At 66.6% G+C, this 23696-nt stretch carries 18 protein-coding genes and 5 pseudogenes; 14 read left to right on the forward strand and 9 right to left on the reverse strand.

Annotated elements, in window-relative coordinates; all coding sequences use genetic code 11:
* Positions 1-29: 29 nt before the first annotated feature.
* Positions 30-1463: a sensor histidine kinase gene (locus tag H7J06_RS09460; RefSeq protein WP_264038494.1), complete on the forward strand. Its 1434-nt coding sequence runs from the start codon at positions 30-32 to the stop codon at positions 1461-1463.
* On the opposite strand, the pseudogene H7J06_RS09465 reads toward H7J06_RS09460, so the two are convergent.
* Positions 1398-2067 (reverse strand): annotated as a pseudogene (locus H7J06_RS09465) (response regulator transcription factor). The gene H7J06_RS09460 and the pseudogene H7J06_RS09465 sit on opposite strands and share 66 nt — an antisense overlap.
* 103 nt (positions 2068-2170) lie before the next feature.
* On the opposite strand from H7J06_RS09465, the gene H7J06_RS09470 reads away from it, so the two are divergent.
* The 6 genes and pseudogenes from H7J06_RS09470 (at position 2171) to H7J06_RS09495 (ending at position 5040) form a co-directional block, all read left to right on the forward strand.
* On the forward strand, positions 2171-3013 hold the full coding sequence (locus tag H7J06_RS09470; protein WP_264038495.1) for a phosphatase PAP2 family protein: 843 nt from the start codon (positions 2171-2173) through the stop codon (positions 3011-3013).
* Positions 3010-3621, forward strand: a complete 612-nt coding sequence (locus H7J06_RS09475; RefSeq protein ID WP_264038497.1) for a hypothetical protein — start codon at positions 3010-3012, stop codon at positions 3619-3621. The genes H7J06_RS09470 and H7J06_RS09475 overlap by 4 nt, the downstream gene beginning before the upstream one ends.
* A complete protein-coding gene (locus tag H7J06_RS09480; RefSeq protein WP_264038498.1) occupies positions 3612-4031 on the forward strand; it encodes a P-loop NTPase family protein in 420 nt (139 codons plus the stop codon). Before H7J06_RS09475 ends, H7J06_RS09480 begins: the two co-directional genes overlap by 10 nt.
* A gap of 21 nt (positions 4032-4052) precedes the next feature.
* Positions 4053-4295 (forward strand): annotated as a pseudogene (locus H7J06_RS09485) (ATP-binding cassette domain-containing protein); the annotation flags it as partial.
* Between the two features lie 130 nt (positions 4296-4425).
* A pseudogene (locus H7J06_RS09490) lies at positions 4426-4614 on the forward strand (VWA domain-containing protein); the annotation flags it as partial.
* A gap of 282 nt (positions 4615-4896) precedes the next feature.
* Positions 4897-5040, forward strand: coding sequence for a hypothetical protein (locus tag H7J06_RS09495; protein WP_264038499.1), 144 nt, complete (start codon positions 4897-4899; stop codon positions 5038-5040).
* An 875-nt stretch (positions 5041-5915) separates the two neighbouring features.
* Here H7J06_RS09495 and H7J06_RS09500 read toward each other — a convergent pair.
* The 5 genes from H7J06_RS09500 to H7J06_RS09520 all read right to left on the reverse strand — a co-directional run bounded on the left by H7J06_RS09500 (position 5916) and on the right by H7J06_RS09520 (position 10863).
* Complete coding sequence (locus tag H7J06_RS09500) at positions 5916-6554, reverse strand: DedA family protein (RefSeq protein ID WP_264038500.1); 639 nt, start codon at positions 6552-6554, stop codon at positions 5916-5918.
* 318 nt (positions 6555-6872) lie between these two features.
* Positions 6873-7085 carry a PepSY domain-containing protein gene (locus tag H7J06_RS09505; RefSeq protein WP_264038501.1) on the reverse strand — a complete coding sequence of 71 codons (213 nt, stop codon included), beginning with the start codon at positions 7083-7085 and terminating at the stop codon, positions 6873-6875.
* A gap of 73 nt (positions 7086-7158) precedes the next feature.
* Positions 7159-8289, reverse strand: a complete 1131-nt coding sequence (locus H7J06_RS09510) for an AI-2E family transporter (RefSeq protein WP_372515284.1) — start codon at positions 8287-8289, stop codon at positions 7159-7161.
* Positions 8290-8557: 268 nt separating this feature from the next.
* A complete protein-coding gene (locus H7J06_RS09515) occupies positions 8558-9451 on the reverse strand; it encodes an alkaline phosphatase family protein (RefSeq protein WP_264038503.1) in 894 nt (297 codons plus the stop codon).
* Between the two features lie 35 nt (positions 9452-9486).
* A complete protein-coding gene (locus H7J06_RS09520) occupies positions 9487-10863 on the reverse strand; it encodes an alpha/beta hydrolase (protein ID WP_264038784.1) in 1377 nt (458 codons plus the stop codon).
* Positions 10864-11680: 817 nt separating this feature from the next.
* Here H7J06_RS09520 and H7J06_RS09525 point away from each other — a divergent pair.
* The 7 genes and pseudogenes from H7J06_RS09525 (at position 11681) to H7J06_RS09555 (ending at position 20678) form a co-directional block, all read left to right on the forward strand.
* Positions 11681-13708, forward strand: a pseudogene (locus H7J06_RS09525) (ATP-binding cassette domain-containing protein).
* Complete coding sequence (locus H7J06_RS09530; RefSeq protein ID WP_264038504.1) at positions 13705-14547, forward strand: energy-coupling factor transporter transmembrane component T; 843 nt, start codon at positions 13705-13707, stop codon at positions 14545-14547. The pseudogene H7J06_RS09525 and the gene H7J06_RS09530 overlap by 4 nt, the downstream one beginning before the upstream one ends.
* A gap of 3 nt (positions 14548-14550) precedes the next feature.
* Complete coding sequence (locus H7J06_RS09535) at positions 14551-15285, forward strand: response regulator transcription factor (RefSeq protein WP_264038505.1); 735 nt, start codon at positions 14551-14553, stop codon at positions 15283-15285.
* A gap of 791 nt (positions 15286-16076) precedes the next feature.
* Positions 16077-16679 carry a hypothetical protein gene (locus H7J06_RS09540; protein ID WP_264038506.1) on the forward strand — a complete coding sequence of 201 codons (603 nt, stop codon included), beginning with the start codon at positions 16077-16079 and terminating at the stop codon, positions 16677-16679.
* Positions 16680-16756: 77 nt separating this feature from the next.
* Positions 16757-17338: pseudogene (locus tag H7J06_RS09545) on the forward strand (ABC transporter ATP-binding protein); the annotation flags it as partial.
* Positions 17335-18021 (forward strand): ABC transporter ATP-binding protein, encoded by a 687-nt coding sequence (locus H7J06_RS09550; RefSeq protein ID WP_264038508.1) that lies wholly within the window; start codon positions 17335-17337, stop codon positions 18019-18021. The pseudogene H7J06_RS09545 and the gene H7J06_RS09550, both read left to right, overlap by 4 nt.
* Positions 18018-20678, forward strand: a complete 2661-nt coding sequence (locus tag H7J06_RS09555) for an ABC transporter permease (RefSeq protein WP_264038509.1) — start codon at positions 18018-18020, stop codon at positions 20676-20678. Before H7J06_RS09550 ends, H7J06_RS09555 begins: the two co-directional genes overlap by 4 nt.
* A 9-nt stretch (positions 20679-20687) precedes the next feature.
* Here H7J06_RS09555 and H7J06_RS09560 read toward each other — a convergent pair whose 3' ends face one another.
* The 3 genes from H7J06_RS09560 to H7J06_RS09570 form a co-directional block, all read right to left on the reverse strand.
* A complete protein-coding gene (locus H7J06_RS09560) occupies positions 20688-22331 on the reverse strand; it encodes an alkaline phosphatase family protein (RefSeq protein WP_264038785.1) in 1644 nt (547 codons plus the stop codon).
* 151 nt (positions 22332-22482) lie between these two features.
* Positions 22483-23172, reverse strand: a complete 690-nt coding sequence (locus H7J06_RS09565; RefSeq protein WP_264038511.1) for a response regulator transcription factor — start codon at positions 23170-23172, stop codon at positions 22483-22485.
* A 318-nt stretch (positions 23173-23490) separates the two neighbouring features.
* Positions 23491-23694, reverse strand: a complete 204-nt coding sequence (locus tag H7J06_RS09570) for a hypothetical protein (RefSeq protein WP_264038512.1) — start codon at positions 23692-23694, stop codon at positions 23491-23493.
* Between the last annotated feature and the right edge of the window lie 2 nt (positions 23695-23696).

A 23696-nucleotide genomic window follows, 5' to 3' on the forward strand; every position in this document is an offset into this window, starting at 1 on the left:
GGTCGCCCGATGACGGTCACACTGAAGCGATGAGGACATCACTGTCGGGTTTTGCATCACCCTCGAAGTGGACGGTGCGCACAAGGACCACGGTGGCGGCGACCGTCGTCGTCACGCTGTGCCTGTTGCTTGCCGGTGGCGCGCTGTTGGTGGTGTTGTTCCAGTCCCTGGAGTCTTCCGCGCGGCTGACCGCAGACGCCCGCGCGGCTCAAGTGGCAGAACAGCTGACCACGGAGCCACCCAGCCAACTGGACGAATCCCTGCTTGCGACCGACAGCCAAGTCGGCGTGGTGCAGGTCGTCGACCCGGCGGGGAAGATAGTGATCGCGTCCGCGGGTAGCCCCGCGACGCCGCTGTCGTCGGCGAAGGTGCCCGCGGGCTTCCGGAGGTACCTCGGTCGGGTCGAACTCGACCACGCCGACGACTTCTGGGTCATCGGCGCCACGGTCCAGACGCCCGACGGGCCCGCGCTCGTATTGGTCGGCGCGGACCGGGAGCCGGTCGAGACGGTCGTCACCACCATCGCCGGTCTGCTCGCCATCGGGGGGCCCATCGTCGTCGCCCTCGCCGCCTGCGGCACGCACTGGCTCGTCGGAGCAGCCCTGAACCCCGTCGAGCGCATCAGGGCGCGCGTGTCCTCGATGACCAGCGGCAAGCTCGCCGAACGGATTCCGGTCCCCGCCGCCGACGACGAGGTTGCCCGCTTGGCCGTGACGATGAACGAGATGCTGGACCGCCTCGAAGCCGGTCAAACCGCTCAGCAGCAATTCATCAGCGACGCATCGCATGAACTGCGAAGCCCGCTGGCCACGATAACCGCGGCGCTCGAGCTCGCACAAGGCCGGCCCGAATTGCTGGATGACGCACTCATCGACGAATCCCTCCTGCCGGAGGCGCGCCGCCTGCACCGCCTGGTCGAAGACCTTCTACTGCTGGCCCGTTCGGACGAGCAGTTCGAGGCGCACAGAGACGTCGACGTCGACCTCGACGACATCATGGATGCCGAAGCGGACCGGGTTCGGGCGATCACCGGATTGACGGTGTCGACCCAGATCAGCCACGTCCGCGTCGCCGGCGACCCGAGGGCGCTCTCACGACTCGTGCGCAACCTGGTCGACAACGCGATCCGCTACGCCGAGAACACTATTCGCCTAGAGTGCCACGGGTCCCGGACCCACGCGACGATCGTCGTCGCGGACGACGGGCCTGGCATCCCGCCGGACGAGCGACGTCGGGTCTTGGATCGCTTCGTGCGGTTGGACGCACCACGTGCCCGCGACGCCGGCGGTGCCGGACTGGGTCTGGCGATTGTCGCGCAGATCGCCGAGGCCCACCACGGCTCGATCGACGTCGGTGAATCGGCCAGTGGTGGAGCACGTTTCGCCTTGCGTCTACCGTTAATCGATGGCGAGTCGGTATCCGACGCCACGCACCGTCTCGATTCCGTGATCAGAGAGCGGTGAGCTGAGCTTGCGCCGCAGGTATCCGATGCACACCTCGAGAATGATGTCGTCGCCGTCGTACTGGCTGTCCCAGACCGATCGGACGATGTCGCCCTTGGTGACGACGGACCCACGTTGGCGCATCAGGCATTCCAACACGCCGTATTCGCTTGGCGTCAGCGACAGTCGTTTCCGGCCTGAATGACGCGGTGGGGTGCGGGGTCCAGCTCCAGGTCAACGACGGTCAAGACGGCGGGGCGCACTGGTACGCCACGGCGCACCAGTGCCCGAAGACGCGCAACCATCACTACGAAGGAGAACGGTTTGACGAGGTAATCGTCGGCTCCGAGATCGAACGCATCGGCCAAGTCGTACTCCGCGTCCTTGGCCGACAACATCAGCACCGGCGTCCACACTCCCCGTGCCCGCCTGCCCCGGACGATCTCGCAACCATTCATTCCGGGCAGCATGATGTCGAGGACGATCGCGTCGAAGCCTTCGGCGACCGCGGTGTCGAAGCCGTCGTCTCCACGGTGTTCAACGTCGACCACGAACGCCTCCGAACCAGCCCGCGGCGAATGGTCTCGGCGAGGTGGACCTCGTCCTCGATCACCAACACACGCATCGCGGGGACCTCCCATGGCTCGAAGCTCAGTACGACAGAGTCGGTGGCGCCGACGCCACGCGTTTTCAGCGCCCCCACAGCGCGGCACCGTCACACTGACCTCGTGAAGGACTCCCAACACGCGCTGTACGAGGTGGTGACGAACTATGTCGCCGCACACGGTCATGCCGAGATCGCCTCCAGTGCGGCATTCGCCGCGACGGCGTTGGTGGGCGTGGGGTGGTTCTTCCGCGAGCGGATTCCGGCATGGCTCTCCGTTTGCGCTCGAGCCGTCGGCCTGCTGTGGGGGGTGGGCATCCTGGCTGGGCCCCCAGGCCACGGCGGGCAACCCTGGGCCGTCGACCGCGCGGTCTCGGCGTCGCTCATTGCCCACCGCAGCCCGACGACCGACCACGTGGCGCTCGCCGTCAGCAACAGTCTCGGGCCTGCCGAGATCGCCGGGCTCGCCGCCGTGGCCGCGCTGGCCGTGGGGCTCACGTTTCGGTCGTGGTTGTGTGGTCTCACGGTGCTCGCCACCGTCGGCGGGGCCGTTTCGGCGTGCTGGTGCATCGAGCTGCTCGTCGGGCGTGCTGGTCCGCCCATCGCCGTTCAGGAGGCGCTGGACTGGGGTTATTCGTTTCCGTCTGGGTACGTCACCGCAACGGCGGCGCTGCTGGGAATTCTCGTGGTGGGCGCCGGTATCGGTGGTGTCCGCGGGGTGACGACGTTGGTCACGGTGATCACTACGCTCGCCGTGCTGGCGGTGGCGTGCAGTCGGGTTTACCTCGGGATGCAATGGCTTACCGACGTCATCTCCGGCGTATTACTCGCCGCCGCGGCGGTGACCGTCGCAGCGAGCGCACTGCACGTGCTCGCGGACCGGGCTTCCTTCGCCGCGCCGGCCATCGCACCGTCACCATGGGCGGCACCGCGGACTGGCGCATTGCGAATGGAGAGGACGCCGTGAGGAAACCGGAGCCCGCCACCTTCGCGACGGCCCTGGCCGTCATCGCTGGGGCCGCGCTTACCGGGTGTGGCGGTGGCGCTACGACCGCGCCCGCCGGCACGCCGGCGACTGCGGCCAGCTCCACGACAGTGGCACCCGAGACCAATCCCGCTGGTGACATTCCCGATTCGCAGGTGTTCGTGCCCTATAGTCCGCCTTCAAGACTGTTCGTCGTCTCCGTCCCCGAGGGGTGGGCGCAGAGCACCGACGGTTCGGCGACCGTCTTCACCGACAAGCTCAACTCCGTTCGAATCGAGACGCCGCCGGAGCTCATCGCCCCCACGGTTGACACCGTCCGACGGGACTTGCCCGCACTGGATGCCGCCACTCCCGGCTATCGCCCGGGCTCCATCTCCACCGTCGACCGCAAAGCCGGACCCGTCATCCTCGTCACCTATGAGGCTGCGTCGCCACCCAACGCGGTGACGGGCAAGGCCGGGGTCGACGCCGTCGAACGCTACTACTTCTGGCGCGACCAACACGAAGTGATCCTGACTCTTTCCGGGCCCGTCGGGGCCGACAACGTCGATCCGTGGCGGACGATCACCGATTCGCTGCAGTGGCAGTAGTCGAGGCCGGGCGTGTGGTGACGAGCCCCGCCGTCCAGGCACGTTCGTTGTATCGGTTCTATCGCGCCGGAGAAGAGGAAACCCCTGCTCTGCAGGGTGTTTCGCTGTCCGTGCCGCCCGGTCAACTCGTCGCCGTGATCGGGCGTCGGGATCGGGCAAGTCGACCCCTGCTCGCGTGCCTGGCCGGGATGGACGACCCGGATGGAGGCGTCGTCCGCGTCGCCGGTCAGCGGATCAGTCACCGTAGGGACCGCATGCGCGTCCTCATCCGGGCACGCCAGGTCGGCATGATGTTCCCAGGAGCCAACCTGATGGAGCACCTCACCGGCAGGCAGAACGTGGCGCTGGTCCGTTCGCGGACGTCGCGGTCCGCCCATGGTCCCGCCCTGCTGAGTTCCCTTGGCCTATAGAGTCGTGCCGGGGCATATCCAGGTGAACTGTCCGGCGGGGAACTCGCTCGGGCGGCCCTGGCCGTCGCGTTGGCCAACGCGCCCACGGTCCTCCTCGCCGACGAACCCACCGGCGAACTCGACAGCACCACCGAAACCCTGGTGCTCGATCTCCTACTCGCCGCTGCACACCAGGGCACTGCCGTCGTCGTCGCGAGCCACAGCGCGGCAGTCGCCGCCGCCGCGACGCAGATCCTGCGACTCGCGGACGGGAAGGTGTGTTGACGACCAACGCCGAATCACACCTAGGCCCCGACGTTGCGACGTACATCGTTGCCGAGTGCATCGACGTGGGTCGGTCCTTCGGCGACGGCGCGACGGCCGTTCGGACTCTGCGCTGCGTCAGCTGCCGGATTCGAACGGCACGTCCTACACCGCGTCTAACTCCGTGCAATTGAACGACGACTTTGCGACGCTGCAGGATCAGATCGGTTTCGAAGTCATCAGGGGTGACGCGAGCAGCGGTTGGCTACGCCTCGGTGCCTTCGCGCTTGCGCTGACGGCGGTAGCGGCTTTGCTGATCAACCGCCGGCTCCCCGGATAGCGCGGCGGTACGATCGGACCTGCTGACATGGTCTAGCAGCCAAAGCCGTTGAGAGTCAGAGCTACTCAACGATGGCGGCCGCAGCGGTTCTCACCCTCCGGGGATGTGACATCAGACGATTTACCGTCATCGGCGGGCGCGAAAGCGATGCAGCGACCCATCACACATGACCTGAAGAACCGCTGAGAGATCACGGCCGCAATTCGTTCCACGTTCACAACCCGTTCATCGCCAGCAGTGAGGATTCGGCGGACTCGCAGCCCAAACCGACCGGAGAAAAGAATGCCCAGACTCCGTTACGGACGGGCCGCTACACATGCCTTGGCCGCGATGATCTTCGTGGTCGCCGGCTGCGCCAGCGACAAACCCGCTCAGGGCGCAGCGCCGGGTGACGGCCCGCACGTTCTCCTCCGCATCTGGCACTGACCGAATCTATGCGGGCGCCGACGCGGCGGCATTGTTCGGCGCGTCGCCCGGTGATCCGCGGGTACCGGACGTCTACGCGACGGCTCAGCCGGGGCACGGTGTTCACCGTCGGTACCGCGAAGATCGCCGAACACGGGGGCGACAGCCCTGCGACCGGAACGTTCCGCTGATCGTGGTCGGCCCAGGCATCAGCCATCGCGCCGACGGGTCCGCTGTCGCGACCGCTCAGATCGCGCCAACCATCCTTGCCCGTTTGCATCTCGACCCGCAGAGCTCGAGGCCGTCGTGGCTGAGCGAACCGCAAACCTCCCCGGCTTGTAGCTCGAGTCTGACGCAATCGCAGATCGCGCTGATCCGAAGGGCTTTTGGAGATCGCGGCCGAGGCGCTGATCGCTCAGCCGGGTCCTCTGGGCCCCTCGCCGCCATCTTGGTGGTCGGACCCGTCGGGGCTTTCCTCGCCGGACGAGTCGCCGCCGGACTCCTCTTGGCGCGAGTCGCGCGACTCCCCATCGCCGTGATGGTCCCCTTCGCCCTGGCTGTATGAGCCTTCGCCGTGACCGTGGTGCTCGCCGCCGACTTCGGAACCCAATGCGAAACCTGCGACGAAGATCGATCCCACGATGAAGGTCGCGGCGGCAATCGCGACGAGTATTCCCGCCAATTGGCCGATCCGGCCGTGGGGACGTGTCCGGTCCCACCGCGAAGTTGACTGTGCAGGAACGGACTGACCGGCTGCTGGCGCCGGCTCGCCGACTGGGGTGGTTGTGGTGGGTTCCACGGGCGTGGTTTCGTCGTGCGGAGGTTGCTCGGTCATGAGTTTTCCTTAGTTGAAGAATTTCATCGAATGCCGTCAGCAGGTCGCTGATTATTTGCAGTCAGTCGTCGGCCGGGGCGTGATGTGCGACGAGTTTCATGGATTCCGAACGACGGCGTCTACGGACGACCACCACGACGGTGGCGATGATCGCGAGGACCGCGGCACCGCCGATCGCGTAGCTCGGACCGCGCATCGCCTCCTCCGCCGTTTGCCAGTTGGCCCCGATCGCGTACCCGACGATGGCGAGGGCAGCAGTCCACGGTAAGCAACCAGCGATGGTGTAGAGGCCGAAACGAATCGGTGGCATGCCCGCGATTCCAGCGGGCAAAGAGATGAATGTGCGGATGCCGGGCAGCAAGCGGGCCCAGAACACTGAATACGCCCCGCGACGCACGAACCAGGCCTGAGCGCGGTCGATCTCGCTGGGGCGCAGCAGGATGAAGCGTCCCCAGCGGTGGAGCGCTGGCCGGCCGGCGTAGCGACCGGCCAGCCATGCCAGATAGCTCCCCGCCACGTTGCCCAACGTGCCCGCCGCGATGACCGACACCAGGCCGGGGTGCGGCCCGCTCACGGCGCCTGCGGCAAGAGCGCCACCAAGCAACATCGTCACCTCGGAAGGGACCGGGATGCACGCGGACTCCGCGGCCATGAGGACGAAGATCGCGATTAGTCCGTAGGTGACGATCAGATGCTGCATGGTCTCCACCGTGGATGATGCCCGCTGAGACGTCGCTGAGAAAGCCCGAGCCACCACACCATCGGCTCCATCTCAGAGAATTCGAGAATCCGTGCGCTGCCGGACCGCTTTGGGCTACAACGGCATTGCCGAAGTCAGCTTTATGTACAATCTACGTCGAGGTACTTCGCCTCGTCGGCGCGCTGCCGGCCTGCGCTCAGTCCCAGGTCTGTTCTGTTAGTTATCGGCGCCGGCCGGGTCGGTTTTGCTGCCCACGACGTGGAACGTCGGATCGAGGTTGACGTCGGTCTGCCGGCCGTCGGGCAGTGTTACCTTCACCTAATAGAAGCTTTCCTGGTCACCCACCTCGGTCTGGGTGACGGTTCCTCCGCCGGTCGCCGCCAGCGCAGCCTGCGTTGCCTGTGCTAGCGCGTCACCGGTGATCGGTGTGCCCTCGCCATCGTCGGGCTGGCCCGACGCAATACCGGTGCCCAGTGCGATCGCCGCGATCGCGGCCGCGGCGACGATTGCAATTCGTGTCGGTTGGTTCATGCGGTCCAGCGTGCGCCGTGGCACCTGAGAGCAGGCTGAACGGCGGTCAGTGCTACCGCTCCTCCACCGTGTATCAAACGTCGTCGAGCCGAGGATAGAGGACTTCGACGGTGATGAGCTGGAGGGCCGCGGCGATTGGAATGGCTACCAGTGCGCCGACAATCCCCAGTAGCGCACCGCCGACGAGGACTGCGAGCACGGTGGTGAGTGCGGGCACCTTCACTGCGCGTCCGATGATCCGTGGAACCAAGAGGTAGTCCTCGAGCAGGCGGAACACGATGAAAAACGTGACGGTGGCTATGCACACGGGCAGCGAAACGGTCAGTGCGACTGCGGCAACCACCACACCGGCGATGGTCGACCCGACGACCGGGATCAGGTCGAATAGCCCGACGAAGATGCCCAACAACAGGGGATAGGGAACACCGAAGGCCATCAACCACACGAACGTTCCCGCCGCGGCGATGACCGAGACCACCACGTTCCCCAGAACGTACGCGCCCACCTTTGCGAAGACCTCGTCGCCGATGAGGATTGCCCGCGGCCGGCGGCTGTGTGGAATGAGCCGGTAAAGGGTGATGCGGATGCGTGGCAAGTCGATGAGGAAGTAGACCGTCAACACAATGACGATCAATACGTCGGCGATCGCTCCGAACACGGCGGTTCCGGCGGTGACGACGTCTTGTAGAAACGATCCGCCGGAGCCGTTGACCGCGTCGGTGATGCGCTGCTGCACGTGGAATCGATCGTTGACTCGACCGATGAGCGAGGAATGATCCTGCGCCTGTTGGACGTATTGGGGTGCCTGGGTGATGAGTTGGGAGGCCTGCTCCGATAGCGGGGGGATCGCCGCTGCCACGAACGCGCCCAACAGGAGCATGAAGATCAGGAACACCAGCGTGGTGGCGGCCCGCCGCGGCAGCTTGCGCTTCACGAACCAGGACGCCGCGGGTTCCAGTCCCAAAGCAAGGAAGAATGCGACGCCGATCAGCACCAGAATCGATGACAAAGACGCGAGGACTTGGACCAACCCGTAGGTGACGGCCACACCGGCAGAGGCGGTCAGACCGATGAAGAACGGAGATCGTCGGTCGAACCGGCGCCCGGGTGAGCCCATCGGCTGTGCCTCGGTGCTGAGTTCCGCCGCGCGATGCTCGGCCTCGGCGACGGGACTGTCCTCTTCGCCATGGGGTTGGGCTACCAGGTTGTGGTGGCCCTCGCCCGCGAGGCCGGTGTCGACTACCTGTTCTCGTTCGCCGTCAGACACTGGAGGACCCTCCCACATTGTTCGTTCGCGCTGGTACGCGACCGTCGTCTCATGATGCAGGTGATCGCAAGTCGTGCGACGGTGTTGCGCGACGCCCGCGAAATGGTGCCTCTGCGACCGTACCGGGCTCGGCAGGCTCCGATCAGAATCGCTAGTCACCACGCGTTGCTTCTGGAGAACTGGCCCTGTCGATCGATCCGCGGCGCTACGCCCAGACGTTCATGATCGCAGGCGCGTTGGCAGCGAGCCCGGTCTTGGGAAGCCCGTAGAGGTCCTCGATGGTGGACAGCAAGTTGTAGTGATTGAGCGGAGCGGCGTCGGTGGCCACAGGCACGTGCGCGCCGTAGAAGATCGTCGGTATCCGGTTGCCGGCGCTGTCGTCGTCTTCGTCCCAGGTCACGATCAGCAGGCTGTTGTTCGACTTCGCCCATGTTGCATACGTCGCCAGGTTTTCCTGGAGCCAACCGTCGGCCTGGGTGATGCTGCCATCGTGCATGTCGTTGCCCAGGTTTGGGATCACGAAGGATACGGTCGGCAAGCTGGCGTAGTCGGAGCGGGCGCCGAACGCCGACAACGGCATGGACGCGTCTGCTGGCACATTGCTGAAGTCGACCCAGGGCACGTGCTTCCGCGCGTACTTCCCAGCGGAGCAGACCGTCGAGCCGACGGTGGGCAGGTCCTCGGAGAAGCCGCCGAACGTATGGCCGCCCGCCAGGAGTTCCGACGCAAGGTTCGGCGCGGCGCCCAAGTCGAGGGGGCACACGTCCGAGGTGACGCCGAACGTGTTGCCCGCGAACATCGCCAGATAGTTGGGCTCACTGGGGTGGCTGACCGCGTATGACTGCGTGAGGAGCGTGCCGTTGAGGGCGAGTGCATTCATGTACGGCGCGGATTCCTTGCCCACGATGCCGGTGCTGGCGTGGTTTTCTTCTACGACGATCACGACATGCGCCGGCGGCGGGATGGGCGGCGCCGCCGCGGCCGGTACCGCGGGACACGCCGCGCACGCTGCGAGCGACACGACGAAGCGAACCCATGGCGTCAAGTGCCCGATTGTAGAAGCCGCGGCACGCGACTTGGTGGCCGTCGCGACCAGCATGGTGGGGAGACTGCGGTGTTCCAATTCAGACACCGTCATCTCCCGGGTGACGTGGGGCTGCGACGCGCGGCCGCGGCAGCCGCCTGTTGACGCATCGGCAAGGGACGGGTCCCGACCGGTGTGCCGATGTGGCCCATCAGCCACGGCAGTGTGGTGGCAAACGCCGTTGCGGCGCTTGGCCAGTCGTGCTTGCCCACGACGGCCGTGATGCCGCAGTCGATGTCGTGGCTCGCGCCAAGACCACACAGCTCGACAGCCGCGTCGTACTCGCCGTTGTGCTTGGCGACGGCGGCCTGGCGGCCACTGTCCACACCGGCCCCGGACACGACGAACAGTCCTGACAGTCCGACGTAGGGTCCGTGTCGGGTGATCGCGGTGCTGGGGTCGAAGTCCTCCCAGGCCGCGTGGCTGCCGCCGAACAGTCGATCGATGGTCTCGGAAGTCGTCCCGGCGTTGGGGCGAGCATCCCCGGCGATGTCGATGAAGGAGCCGAAGAGGTCGGGGTGCATCACCGCGAGATCGACCGCGCAGGTGCCGCCGGCGGAGAACCCCACAACCGCCCACTGGGCAGCGGCCGCGCTGACACCGAACGCGCCGATGAGGTAGGGCACCACGTCCTTGGTCAGGTGATCGGCGGCGTTCCCGCGGGGTCCGTTGACGCATTCGGTGTCGACTTTGAAGTTGCCGGTTGAGTCGACGAACACGACCACCGGGCCCTGGCCGTCGTGGGCGGCGGCAAAGGCGTCCAGCGTCTCGATGGCGCGGCCGGCGCGCAGCCAGTCCGCGGGGGTGTTGAACTCCCCGCCGATCATCATCACTGCCGGCAGGGGCGGCGGCGGGACACTCGCGAACCAGGCCGGTGGCAGGTAGACCAGCTCATCGCGGTGTCGAAAACCCGAGGCGGTCGAGTCGATGTTCACCGACACGACGCGTCCCCTGGCGGGAACGATCCCGCTGCGCTGCAAAGCGCTAAGAGCGCGGTGGTCGGTCTGATCGGGCAGTGGCGCCGAGGTCAGTTGAGCCCACGCCGCGTCCACGGTCGGCACGTAGCCGACCCAGCCGTTGAGGGTCACGCCCGCACACGCCAGCGACAGGGGCACCGACAGCAGGGACAGGCCCCGGCGCCACCACTGAGCGTCCCGCCAGCCCGTGACCAGTGCTGCCACCGCCAGGCCGGTCACTGCGATCCATGCCCACAAGGCCACCGGTGCCGATTCGCTCACGATCCCGGCCGAGCGGACGTACCAGTACGCCGCACCCCCCAACGCCGCACCGCATGCCGCGGACAGCGGCATCCACAGAAGTCGCCAGCGCCGCGTCCGCCACCCGACCGCAGCGACCAAGGTGATCGCCGCGAGCACTTCAAGACTCAGCGGGATCCAGCCGTGCATCAACGACAGCCGGGGTTCCATCACGGCACGACCGTCGGAAAGCGCCGCGTAACCGAGTCGTAGGCGTAAGGGGACACGACAGTATCGTTGCACCGTGGTGCTGATAGTTTGCTGAACGGCAGGTGGCGGGTCAGTAGCGGACGTCTCCGCGACCGTGTCGTCGTCGGCGCCCCGGTTGTGCGCCAAGGGTGTGCCGAGACGTGCGCGCACTGCAAGAGGCCCGTGGACGGTCTAGACGAACGCACGCCGATGGGCTGGACCAATGGGTAGAGACTAGGCACGCTGAGACGACATAAAAGCAGCTCAATGGCATTCCGATTTAACGGCCGTCGTCTCGGCCGCTGCACGCGAGGGCTGTCAAAGATCGAGACCGCTTGCGCGAGGCCGCGTCGTCGTGACCACAGTCTTGACGACAACACTGACGACAGTAGCGCTTGCAACCACGCTCACTACACGGTGTTCCACAAGCTAAACAGCCTGTTCACGGCGCCTGCCCGCTCCTGGCCGGCTGAGGGTCGACCGACAACGTCCTATCGCGACGCTACCGGTGTATGGCACTGAGCTGCAAAGAGATTCGCTACTGGTCGCAGCCCTGTCTGACAGGCACTGGGTTGACGGAATCCGGTGCAATCGGCGACCGAGAGGTGTCTGTAACACCGCAGCCGCTGCTTCCCACGTCCTCATGTCTCCTCGCGCTGGCTGAGACGCTGCTGATACGGAGCGAAGACGGCGCCGAGGAGTCTGGCGATGACGCGCCTCAGCGTTCTTTCAGCGACGCGGACTTACCTTGGCGCCGTGCGCCGCCGGCGCGCGTCATGACTAGGAGAGGCGGCCCCTCATGCCACGTGCGGCGCCTTCCCTGCGCGGGCCGTTGCGGCCAGCCGAGATCGCCCACGCGGCGGTGATGGCAGCGTTGTGTGCGGCGACGTCGATCATGACGGCGCTGATCCCCCCGGTAGCCGCATTGTCGGTGGTGGGCACCGTCCCAATGGGCTTGCTTGCCTACCGCCATCGCTTCCGTGCCTTCGTGGCGGCTGCGGTGGCGGGCAGTGTGATGGCGTTCGTGGTTGCGGGCAACGGCGGTGCCAGCACGGTACTCAGTTGCGCCTACATCGGAGGCATCACGGGCTTCGTCAAACGGCGGGGTCGGGGTTTCGCGACGGTCATGATTCTGGCGCTGGCGGCTGGCGTGGTCGCCGGGATCGCCTCGGTCGGCGCCTTGATGGTGTTGTCCCGGCTGCGGGAGCTGGCATTCGCCTCGATGCAAGCCAACGTCGACGGGGTCGCGGCGGTCATGGCCCGCGTCCCGGTTCTGCATGGCCTCGGTGATTGGATTCACCGCAATTTCGCCCTGGCGCTGCACTTGTGGCCGTTGTTCGTCGGCGGTAGTGCGATCGCGGGAGTGCTCGGCATGACCGTGGTCGGATGGTGGGCACTGTCGCGGGTACTCCGCCGACTGGGCGAGATCCCGGACGTACACAAACTGGACTCCGGCATGGACTCGGGACCGGTCGAGCCAGTTCCCGTGCACTTGCGCGACGTCGCCTATCGCTACCCGGGAATGGGCCGGAACGCCGTCGGTCCACTGACCATGAGTATTTAACCCGGCGAGCACGTCGCCGTGACCGGGGCGAACGGGGCGGGCAAGACCACGCTGATGCTCGTGCTGGCGGGATGTGCGCCCTCTGCTGGCACGGTCGAACGGCCGGGTGCGGTCGGGCTCGGCCAGATCGGCGGAACCGCGGTGATACTGCAGCATCCGGAGAGTCAGATTCTCGGCAGCCGAGTGGCCGACGACGTGGTGTGGGGGTTGCCCCCGGGCTGCAGCGTCGACGTCGCCCGCTTGCTCACAGACGTCGGTCTCGACGGACTCGCCGATCGTGACACCGGCGGCCTGTCCGGCGGCGAGTTGCAGCGCTTGGCCGTCGCTGCCGCATTGGCGCGCAAACCGGCCCTTTTGATCGCCGACGAAGTGACCTCGATGGTCGATCAGCGCGGTCGCGACGCCCTTGTCGGACTCCTCTCCGATTTGTCCCGGCGACGGGGCTTGGCTCTAGTGCATATCACCCACTACAGCGAGGAGGCGCGATCTGCCGACCGCTCCATCGCACTCGCTGGTACTCAGCCGACTATGAACGCCGACATGATCGAGACGGTGAGGCCGCCGCTCCCGCCCGCCATCGGTGACACCGTTGCGGGGACGGTGCTCGAACTCCGTGGCGTCGGCCACGAGTACGGCAGCGGAACCCCGTGGGCGAAGCGCGCCCTGCACGGCGTAGACCTCGAGGTACGCGAGGGCGATGGGGTATTGATCCACGGTAGCAACGGATCGGGCAAGTCCACGCTGGCGTGGATCATGGCCGGATTGATACGGCCCACCGCGGGCAGGTGTCTCCTCGACGGCACGCCTTCCTTCAATCAGGTCGGGGCGGTGGCGGTCTCGTTCCAGGCCGCGCGTCTGCAGCTCATGCGCGGCACGGTGAACCGCGAGGTGGCATCCGCCGCCGGTATCTCACTCGACGACGCCGACGAGATACGGTCGATATTGGCCGCGGTGGGCCTACCTCCCGAGTTGGCCAGCCGCCGCGTGGACCAACTCAGCGGAGGTCAGATGCGCCGAGTCGTGCTCTCCGCGCTGCTCGCTCGCTCGCCGCGTGCACTGATCCTGGACGAACCCCTCGCCGGATTGGACGCTGACGGGCAGCGCGATCTGGTTCGGCTGTTGCGAACCCTGCGCAGGGGAGGGCTCACGGTGGTCGTCGTCTCCCACGACTTCTCTGGCCTGGACGAGCTGTGCCCAAGGTCCGTGCATTTGCATGGCGGCGCGAGGGAACGCGCCACCGAGACGTGCGGACGACGCCCATGACGATCCGAACTGACCCACCTGCGCGGCGACCGCTGGTACTCATGCGCCCGGTACCGAATGCGTCGGTGATACACGACCTGTGGGCCGGTACGAAAATCGTTACTGCACTTGCAGTTTCGATTCTGTTGGCGAACCTTCCCGGCTGGGGCCCGATCGGACTGACGGGTGGACTGCTGGCGGTCGGCGCTCGGTTGGCGCACATTCCGAGGGGGGTACTGCCGACTGTACCGAGGTGGGCGTGGGTGGTCACCGTCCTTGGCGGACTTCTGTCGGCGGCGGCGGGCGGCGCCCCCTACCTCGACGTTGGTCCGACGACGGTGGGGCTCGGTGGGCTGCTCGAGGTGCTCAGGTTCGCGGCGCTTACGGCTGTTTTGCTCGGCCTCGGCGGAATGGTGTCATGGACGACCGAGGTCGCCGACGTAGCGCCGGCCGTCGCCGTTCTTGGCCGTCCATTGCGGGCGTTGAGAATTCCCGTCGACGAGTGGGCCGTAGCGATTGCGTTGGCGATGCGGGCCTGTCCCATGCTCCTCGACGAGTTCCGGATCCTGTATGCGGCCCGTCGCCTGCGACCGAAGGAATTCCCGCCCCGCTCCCGGCGTGGAAGGCTCCGTTACTACGCGGTCGACCTGATCGATCTCCTGGCGGCCGCCATCACGGTGGCCCTTCGGCGCGCCGACGAGATGGGCGACGCGATCACCGCGCGGGGTGGAACCGGTCAGCTCTCCGCTGGTGTGTCGCGACCGAGGGCCAACGACTGGGTGGCCTTGTCGATCGTTTCGGCGGTCTGCGGCGCCGGTGTGGTCTGCGAATTGTTCGTCTTGCCGACGACCATGCGTTAGCCGATGCCGTCCACGCTTTCGACGCTGCCCGATCCGAACAGGGTGCCGTCCAGGGGCGCGGTGCTAATCGTCGACGATGACCCGCACGTCCTTGAACTGTTGGCGGACGTGCTGCGAAGTCGCGGATTCACGGTGCATGGAGCCGCCGACGGGCTCGAGGGCCTCCGCCGTGCTCGGGAGATCCGCCCCGACGCCGTGATCATCGAGGTCGAGCTGCCCGGAGTCGATGACTTCGAACTGCTGCCTCAGTTGCGTGCCCACGGGATTCGAGCTCCGTGCATCTTCCTTAGTGGCCGAACAACGCTCCATGACAGGCTTTCTGGTCTGTCGGTCGGCAGTGAAGACTACGTCACCAAACCATTCAGCCCCGACGAGGTCGCCGCGCGGCTCACTGCCATCCTGCGCCGCACAGAGCACCTGAGCTCTGCACCACCCCGGTCGATGCTGCGGTATGCCGACCTCGAACTGTACGAGGACTCCCTCGAAGCCTGCCGGGCGGGAAGGTTCGTCGCGTTGTCGGCTACGGAGTTCGAACTGCTTCGCTATCTCATGGTGAATGCACATATCATACTGTCCAAGAATATGATTCATGAACACGTCTGGCCTTCCAACGTCCGCCGCAAGGCCACCATTGTCGAGTCCTACGTCTGCCATCTACGACGCAAGGTCGACTGCGTTGACAGTCCCTTGATCCACACCGTCCGTGGGTGGGGATACGTGCTCAGGGAAGGTCAATGACGCGTCCCCGCCCCTGCCGGCCGCCGCCGGTGCGGCCACGACGACCGCCAGGGCGAGCCTTCGGCCCGATCGTCGTCGCGATCATCGTTCAATTGTTCAGCCAGGAGACGCATTCGCGGCACATCAATGAAGGGATCACACAGGTGACCGACCAGCCAAATCAACCACCAGACGACGCCACCGCATTACCTGGCCCCACCGAGCCGATCGCCTCCGACCGCGTCCCGACCGCACCGGCCCCGGGGGTGCACGCCGACAGAGCGTCCCGTTGGGAGGGGCTTCGACCCCGAGGCCGCCTCAATCGGGTCGCGGCGATCCTTGTGTCCATGGCCGCCGCTGTGTTCATCGTCGGAGCCATCTTCGTCGCCGGGTTCGCGGCGGGATCCGAAGGTGCCACCGACGGCGGCGACGGTTACGGCTACGGTCACAGTGAGGGTGAACGGCACCGCGTCGGCGATGAGTCTGGTGACCGCGGCTCGAGCCGCGACGGGTTCGATCAGGAGGATCCGGTGCGGGGGTCTCCCACTCCGGCGATGGGTGCGGCCCCGGCTGACCGACCGCACTGGCGGACGGTCGGCCCGACGGGCAGCGGCGTGTCGCTCAGAGTGGACTCGGTGTGCGGAACCGCCACTGGGGACCGAACGAATGAATCGGACCCGGCTTGGCAATTGCGTCCGTGCGGCTCGGTCTCAGCGGTTCTACAGCATTCTCGATGAAGTATTGCGGTCATGGCACCGAGGCGCTGGTCACGAAGCGAAGGTCACCGGGCCGCAGCAGGGAGGGGGGCCCACGTGGGCGTCCTAGCCGCCACCGTCGCGGCGGCCGTGACCGCGGTCGGCGTGGTCTCCTGCGGCCCGCGAACCCCCGGGCCGGTCACCCCACCGGCTTCGTCGCAGCAGGCGGGACCGCAACCAACCGCCGATGTCAGTCCCGCGGGTGACATCCCAGACAACCAGGCCTTCATCACCTACACCGCGTCCGATTACTCGTTCACGCTCAAAGTGCCTGAGGGCTGGGCCAAGACGGACGTCGCAGATGGGGTGACCTTCACCGACAAGTTCAACGCCATCACGGTCACCAGCCGGCCGACCGTGATGGCTCCGACGGTGGACTCCGTCCGCCGCGACCTTCCCGGCATCTTGAAGGCAACTCCCGGGTATCAACCCGGTGCTGTCACAGAGGTCAATCGCGTTGGTGGACAAGCGATCTTGATCACCTACGGCGCGGATTCGCCACCGAACCCCGTCACGGGCAAGGTCATCAAGCAGTCGGTGGAACGCTACGAGTTCTACCGCAGCGGACACCAGGCGACGGTCACGCTGGCGGCTCCGGTCGGCGCCGACAACGTCGATCCGTGGCACATCGTCACGGATTCGTTCACGTGGATGAAGTGACCGCTGCCGTCGAGGCCACCACGCTCTACCGATTCTTTCGAGCAGGCGACGAGGAGACTCTCGCACTTCGGGGCGTTTCGATGACGCTTCATCCTGGTGAGTTCGTCACCGTCGTCGGGCCGTCGGGCTCGGGGAAGTCGACGCTGCTCGCGTGTCTGGCAGGCATTGACGAACCCGATGGCGGCTCGGTCCGCGTCGGGGGCAAGCGGATGAGCCATCAACCCGAGACAGTACGGGCTCGGCTGCGCGCCGACGAGCTCGGCCTGCTGTTGCAGAATCGTAATCTTCTGCCGCACCTGACGGTTCGGCAAAACATCGGACTGGTTCAGCGGATAATCAAGCACCCCCAGCCGAAATCGATCATGCCGCTGCTCGATTCGCTCGGCATCGGCAACCGGGCAGATGCCCTTCCGCACGATCTCTCCGGCGGCGAGTTGGCGCGAGCAGGCTTGGCGGTGGCGCTGGCCAATGATCCGATCGCGGTGCTCGCCGATGAGCCGACCGGCGAGCTGGATGGTACCTCCGAGCGAGAGGTCCTGCAGGCGTTGAAGGATCGGGCCGCGCACGGCACGGCGATCCTGGTCGCGAGCCACAGTTCCGCCGTCGCCGACACCTCCGATCGCGTGATCCGGCTCTCCGACGGCCGGGTGACCACATGACCCGTGCCATGGTGACGTGCCGCGGCGTCACACGGACCTATGGCGCGGGAGACACCGCCTTCACAGCGGTCCGCGGCGTGACGTTCGAGGTGGAACTCAACAGCCGCATCGCGCTAACCGGTCCTTCGGGGTCTGGGAAGTCCACGCTGCTGCATCTGATGGCGGGACTGGACACCGCCACCTCGGGGTCGATCGATTGGCCCGAGTTCGGCGGGCACCCGTCGGCGCGCGCGGACCTCGTCGGTGTGGTCTTTCAGGGGCCCAGCCTGATCCCCGCATTGAGTGTGGTCGAAAACGTCGGACTCCCAATGATTCTGAGCGGACTGGACACGACGGACGCCGACATGCGCGCCACAGCGGCACTGCAGCTTCTCGAACTCGACCAATTGGTGGACAAACTCCCCGACGAGCTGTCGTCCGGTCAAGCCCAGCGCGTGGCCATCGCGCGGGTGCTCGCGGCGGGACCCCGACTGATACTGGCCGACGAACCCACCGGACAGCTCGACCGCGGCACTGCCGCCACGGTGATCGACGTGCTTCTCAAGGTGTGCGATGAACTCGGAGCGGCGCTGGTCGTCTCGACGCACGATCCGCTGGTGTCAGATCACCTATCGATTCAGTGGGCCATGCACGAGGGTGTTCTCTGGCCATGCGACCGCACCGACCCCGCAAATCAGCGATGACCTGGCAGTGGCTGGCGGCGCTGTTGCGCAGGCGACGGGCGCGACTGTTCGGGGCCGCTGCGGGCGTGGCGATCGCCGTCGCGATGCTGGCCAGTCTCGGTGCATTCCTGGCGCATTCGCAGGCGACGATGACCGACAGGGCGGTTCGGGGAGTGGCCGTCGACTGGCAGGTCCAGCTGACGCAGGGAGCGAACTTGGCTGAGGTCGCCAAGGTCGTCGATGGGACCACGGGTGTCGTTGCGTCGGCTCCGGTGGACATCGCGCAGAGCACGGGTCTGTCGGCGGTGACCGGCGCCAGTACACAAACGACCGGGCCGGCAGTAGTCCTCGGCCTTCCCGACGATTACGCGGCGACGTTCCCCGGCGAGATCCGGTCACTCGTCGGTCCGCAGACGGGTGTGTTGCTCGCTCAGCAGACGGCGTCGAACTTACACGCCGTACCCGGTGACAGCGTGACGATCGGGCGGCCCGGACTGCCGCCAGCCACTGTGACGGTGGCGGGAGTCGTTGAACTACCACAGGCGAATTCGCTCTTCCAGACGGTTGGAGCACAGCCTACCGCTCAGCCCGTGGCGCCCCCCGACAACGTCGTGCTACTGCCAGCGTCACAGTGGCACGGCCTGTTCGATCAAGTGGCCGCCGCGCGACCCGATCTGGTGACGATGCAGATCCACGTACGCCTGGACCACGCGCTGCCCCGCGCTCCCGCGGATGCCTACACCGCGGTTACCACCTCGGCCCGCAATCTCGAGGCGCGAAGCGTGGGCGGGGCGCTGCTCGGGGATAACCTCGGCGCCACGCTGGACGCCGCGCGGCACGACGCCGCCTACGCCCAGATCCTGTTCGTCTTCCTCGGACTGCCTGGCGCGCTGTTGGCGGGAGCGCTTACCGCAACGATCGCATCGGCCGGAGGTGACCGCCGACGCGGTGAGCAGGCGCTGCTACGAACTCGCGGCGCCTCGGCTCGTCAGCTGTTGGCCATGGCGGGCGCCGAAGCATTCTTCGTCGGGGTCGTCGGGGCTGGGGTCGGCATCGCGGTCGCGGCGGTGATCGGGCGGTACGTCTTCGGGTCCGTGGGGTTCGGAAACTCGGCGACCGCGGCGACCGGGTGGCCACTGGCGGCGGCGGGGGTAGGAATGCTGATCGCCGTGGCGGCCGTGGTCCTCCCGGCCCGTCGCGACCTTCGGACGCATACGGTTGCCGACGATCGACAGGAAATCGGGCCACCCGGTGGTCCGCGCTGGGCGCGCTTCGGACTCGACGCCCTCCTGCTCATCGCCGCGTTCATCGTCTACCGCGCGACCAGCGGTGCGGGTTACCAACTGGTCCTGGCGCCAGAAGGTGTCCCGAACATCTCGGTGTCCTACTGGGCGTTCGCCGGTCCCGCGCTCTTGTGGACCGGGAGTGCGTTGGCGACGTGGCGCATCGCCGACCTGGCGCTCGGCGCGGGGAGGCCTCTACTCGCGCGGCTGCTCCGACCCGTCACCGGTCGACTCGCCGAGACGGTGGCTGCCATCCTGTCGCGGCAGCGCAGACCCCTGGTGCGGGCGATCGTACTGTTGAGCCTCGCGATTGCCTTCGCGACGTCGACCGCAACGTTCAATGCGACCTATCGGCAGCAGGCGGAGGTCGACGCCCAACTGACCAACGGTGCCGACGTCACCGTCATTCCGTCGCCGGGAGCTCCGCCGCTGCGTGGAGCGCCGGCGTCGTTGGCCGCGGTGCCCGGTGTTGCAACGGTGGAGTCGATCCAACACCGCTTCGCCTACATCGGAGCCGATCTACAGGACCTGTATGGTGTGAATCCCGCGACCGTGACCCGCGCAACCCCGTTGCAGGACGACTACTTTCGCGGCGGGAAGGCAGCCGACCTGATGCGCGCCCTGCTCGAGCATCCCGACGCCATCCTGGTATCCGCCGAGACGGTCCACGACTTTCAGTTGCAACTCGGAGATCCACTGACCTTGAGACTGGTCGACGCGAAGACGCATCAACCGAAGGCGGTGGTGTTCCGATACGTCGGCGTCGTCACCGAGTTCCCGACCGCACCAAAGGACAGCTTCCTCGTCGCCAACGCCGAGTACGTTGCGAAGCAGACGGGTTCAGGAGCGGTGGGCGCCTACCTCGTGAGCACCGCCGGACAAGACTCCGGTGCGGTGGCCGCACGCATCCGCGACGTCGTAGGAACCTCGGCCGCCGTCACCGACATCGCCGCCGTTCGCGACTCCGTGGGTTCGAGCCTGACTTCCGTCGACTTGGCGGGGCTCACGAGCATCGAGCTGTCCTTTGCGGTGGTGCTAGCGGTCGGGGCGGGAGGCCTGGTCTTCGCGCTCGGATTCGCCGAGCGGCGTCGCACGTACGCCATCTTGGTGGCCATCGGTGCTCGGCCGCGTCACCTGCGCGCGTTGATCTTCAGCGAGACGGCGGTGCTGGGAGTGCTTGGAATCGGCGCCGGTGCAGTGACCGGATCGGTGCTGTCACTCATGCTGATCCGTGTTCTGAGCGGTGTGTTCGATCCGCCGCCCGACGTCATGGCGGTGCCCTGGCCGTACTTGGTCACGGTCGTTGGGCTGGCGGGGGCGGCGCTGCTCGCCGTCGGCGCCGTCGAGGGCAGGCTCGCCCGGCGCCCCGCGATCCCGATCCTGCGCGACTCTTGAACGGAGACATCAGGTTCCCGGCAGTGGCTGGGTGTGTTCCGCGACGACCGCCTGAAGCTTCTGTGGGTCGAGGTCGAGTCGGCCGAGGATCGTCGGCGCAATCTGTGCCGTGCCGACCGCCGACGCGTCGTCACGATGTGAGATGCCGGGCCCTGCGACGACGAGCGGTACGTTCCGGTCAGCAGGTGTGACCCCGCCATGCTCGGCGATCTTCGTTCCGGTGGTGTAGACGGTTCCGGGTTTCGTGCTGGCGTAGACGTCGGGGACCCGGAGGTCGGACGCGGTGGTGCCGAAGAAGCCCGCAGCATCGGCACCTGCGTAGATCTTCTCGGTGCCCGATGCGGTGAACGGCTTCGGCTTACCGCCGATGTCGGTTCCCATCCCGGCGCGGGCCGACAACCGGTCCTTGACGAAGGCGACCGCTTCGGGGGAGCGGTCGGCGAGCCACATGATCATCGCGTCATCGTTCACCGAGTGGACGATCAATTCCTTGGTGTCCGGATGTCCCTTCGCCCATTCGGCGTTGATGTCGTCGATGATCGCGCCGTCGTCGATTCGGGTAAGCGTCTCCGGTTGCATCGGTGACTGGCCGTGTTTCGCCGACAGGATGACCGTCGTGGTGCCCGTCGCCCCGGCCCGATCGACGGCGTCGATGATGCGTCCGACCTGTGCGTCGACGAAGTCCAACGCCGACGCCAGCACGGGACCGGGTGTCCGACCGTCGGGCCCGTATCCGCCGGCGTGCCCACCGGAGGTCGCCAGCTTCTCGGCAGTGGAAACCGACTGGAAGTTCATCCCGAAGAGAGCCGGCACGCCGACCTCCTTGCTGCCCGAATGATCCCTTCCCGCAACCTCGTTGACCACCGCATCGACCTTGTACCTGTCATACCGCTGGGTCAACGCGTTGTCGTCGACCCAACTGTCACCCTCCTTAGCTCCAGCGGGACTGCTGTCGACCTCCGGGGTGAACAGATCGTCAATGGTGGTCCCGTTGGCGCCGTTGAGGATTGCGTACGCGGGGTGCTTGTCACTCCACGCGGTACGGCGACCAGCGTCGTGGATCACCGAGAACACGGTGTTGACCTTGAGGTAGCCGCCCGGTGTCAACGGTGCGCAGGTGGCCGGGCTCACCGGAAGCTTGGCTGGGTCGATGACCTGAGTGGGGTCGGCGGTCATCTTGAGGACACCGTCGGGAAGGCCGGGCAGCCCCTGTCCGCCGTCGATCTTGGTGACGTCCTTGTCGAGTTCCTCGGTGAAGCTCACCGAGGCGCCGGGCTTTACACCGGTGCAATTCGTCGTACCTGGCTCGAGGAGGTCGTGTGCGTAACTGTCGTCGTAGTACACGCCGGTGGTCTTCGGGGTTCCCCCGGTTACCTGCGCCAGCAGACCCGGAAAGGAGTCGGAGGGAACGGGTGTCTGGGCTGCGGTGTAGCTGATGCCTCGGCCGACGAGTGTCGCCAGTGCCGACTGCGGGTGAGTGGTGACGAACCCGGCGAGGTCCGACTCGTGCATGCCGTCGACCGACAACAGGACGACGTGCTTGTCGGAGCCTGCGGTCGGGCCCGTGTCTGCGGTTCCCGGGCTTCCGTTGCTGCAGCCGGCAATCGCCGCGCATAGGCATAAGGTCGCCGTCGTGACGCCCACTCGACGCATGACCACCAGAACTCCGTTCGTCGTACGACAGTTTGTCCTGAGGGATCTAACGGCACCGGTCGGCCGTCACGGTGAACACGAAACCAACACTGGGCCAACTATGTTCTGCCGAGAGCGGGTCGAAGGTGCGCGATGCAGCGCCGCCGACCATTCACGTGTCGCTGGCGAACTCTCCCGATTCGAGTCGGTACCCGGCGCCTCGAATGGTCTGAATGGTATTGGTGCCGAAAGGGGTGTCGATCTTGCGGCGTAGGTAGCCGACGTACACCTCGACGACGTTGTCCGGCCCGGCGTGGTGGGCGTCCCAGACGTGTTGAAGCATGTCGTGCTTGGTGACGACGGTGTCCTTATGGCGCATCAGGTATTCCAGCACGCCGTACTCGCGGGGGGTCAACTCGATCGGGATGGAGTGGCGACTCACGACGCGGCGAGCGGGGTCGAGCGACAGGGTGCCGGCGGTTAGCACGACGGGACGCTGAGGTGCTCCGCGTCGGACGAGCGCGCGAAGCCGGGCCAAGAGGACGATGAACGCCACCGGCTTGGACAAATAGTCGTCGGCACCCAGGTCGAAGGCGTCGGTCTGATCGTAGTCACCGTCCTTGGCGGTGAGCATGAGCACCGGCGTCCACACTTCCCTGGCGCGTAGCTTGCGCAGTACCTGATAGCCGTTCAGGCCGGGAAGCATGATGTCGAGGACGATGACGTCGAAGTCGTTCTCAGTGGCCTCCCACAGTCCGTCGGGACCGTTGTCAGCGTGCACGACCACGAAGCCCTCGGCGCGCAGGCCCATGGTCAGGGTGGCGGCGAATCGGGGCTCGTCCTCGACCAACAGGACCTTCACTGTTCATCCTTCGCCGATCATGGGGTGTGGATGGAGACGATGCTAGTGGCCACGGCATGGTCGACACGCCGCGATGGGCACGATGCGTCGACCAGGACCGGACCTCCTCTGCCCTATGGGGTTGGCGGTGCGGCCGGCGGCGCTGCGTCCGGTGTGTCGCCTGGCTCGAGAAGATTGGGCTGCCCCCACGTCCGGGGTGTCGCCAGGCTCCGGAGCATCGGGCACGGGCGGTACCGCGGGGTTGCTTGCGTTGGGACCCTGTGGAAGTGGTGCGTGGCATTTCGCCCGACACGCATGCCTCCGAGAAGACCCGGGACGCTAGGCCTTGCGGATGGCCCGGTCGACGCTCGCCGGCAGCGCGAGGACTACCGCCGCGACCATTATCCACCATGGCGCGGTTCCGGTGAGCCGGTCCACCACGACGGTGACGGCCAGAGTCGCCGCGACGGTCACGGCCACCCGCCAGTCATCACCAACGATGAAGTCGTACCAGAACGCCAAGAACGCCCGTAGCTTCGCCACGC

This window comes from Mycolicibacterium hodleri, assembly GCF_025822245.1.
In the GTDB taxonomy this organism is placed as follows: Bacteria; Actinomycetota; Actinomycetes; order Mycobacteriales; family Mycobacteriaceae; genus Mycobacterium; species Mycobacterium hodleri.

What these genes read in the sequence shown, in the direction of transcription:
- H7J06_RS09515 (WP_264038503.1), bottom strand. Translation starts at nt 9,451, where the DNA reads ATGCTGGTCGCGACGGCCACCAAGTCGCGTGCCGCGGCTTCTACAATC.
- H7J06_RS09530 (WP_264038504.1), top strand. Translation starts at nt 13,705, where the DNA reads ATGACGATCCGAACTGACCCACCTGCGCGGCGACCGCTGGTACTCATG.
- H7J06_RS09500 (WP_264038500.1), bottom strand. Translation starts at nt 6,554, where the DNA reads ATGCAGCATCTGATCGTCACCTACGGACTAATCGCGATCTTCGTCCTC.
- H7J06_RS09550 (WP_264038508.1), top strand. Translation starts at nt 17,335, where the DNA reads ATGACCCGTGCCATGGTGACGTGCCGCGGCGTCACACGGACCTATGGC.
- H7J06_RS09460 (WP_264038494.1), top strand. Translation starts at nt 30, where the DNA reads ATGAGGACATCACTGTCGGGTTTTGCATCACCCTCGAAGTGGACGGTG.
- H7J06_RS09560 (WP_264038785.1), bottom strand. Translation starts at nt 22,331, where the DNA reads ATGCGTCGAGTGGGCGTCACGACGGCGACCTTATGCCTATGCGCGGCG.
- H7J06_RS09535 (WP_264038505.1), top strand. Translation starts at nt 14,551, where the DNA reads ATGCCGTCCACGCTTTCGACGCTGCCCGATCCGAACAGGGTGCCGTCC.
- H7J06_RS09555 (WP_264038509.1), top strand. Translation starts at nt 18,018, where the DNA reads ATGACCTGGCAGTGGCTGGCGGCGCTGTTGCGCAGGCGACGGGCGCGA.
- H7J06_RS09495 (WP_264038499.1), top strand. Translation starts at nt 4,897, where the DNA reads ATGCCCAGACTCCGTTACGGACGGGCCGCTACACATGCCTTGGCCGCG.
- H7J06_RS09520 (WP_264038784.1), bottom strand. Translation starts at nt 10,863, where the DNA reads ATGGAACCCCGGCTGTCGTTGATGCACGGCTGGATCCCGCTGAGTCTT.
- H7J06_RS09505 (WP_264038501.1), bottom strand. Translation starts at nt 7,085, where the DNA reads ATGAACCAACCGACACGAATTGCAATCGTCGCCGCGGCCGCGATCGCG.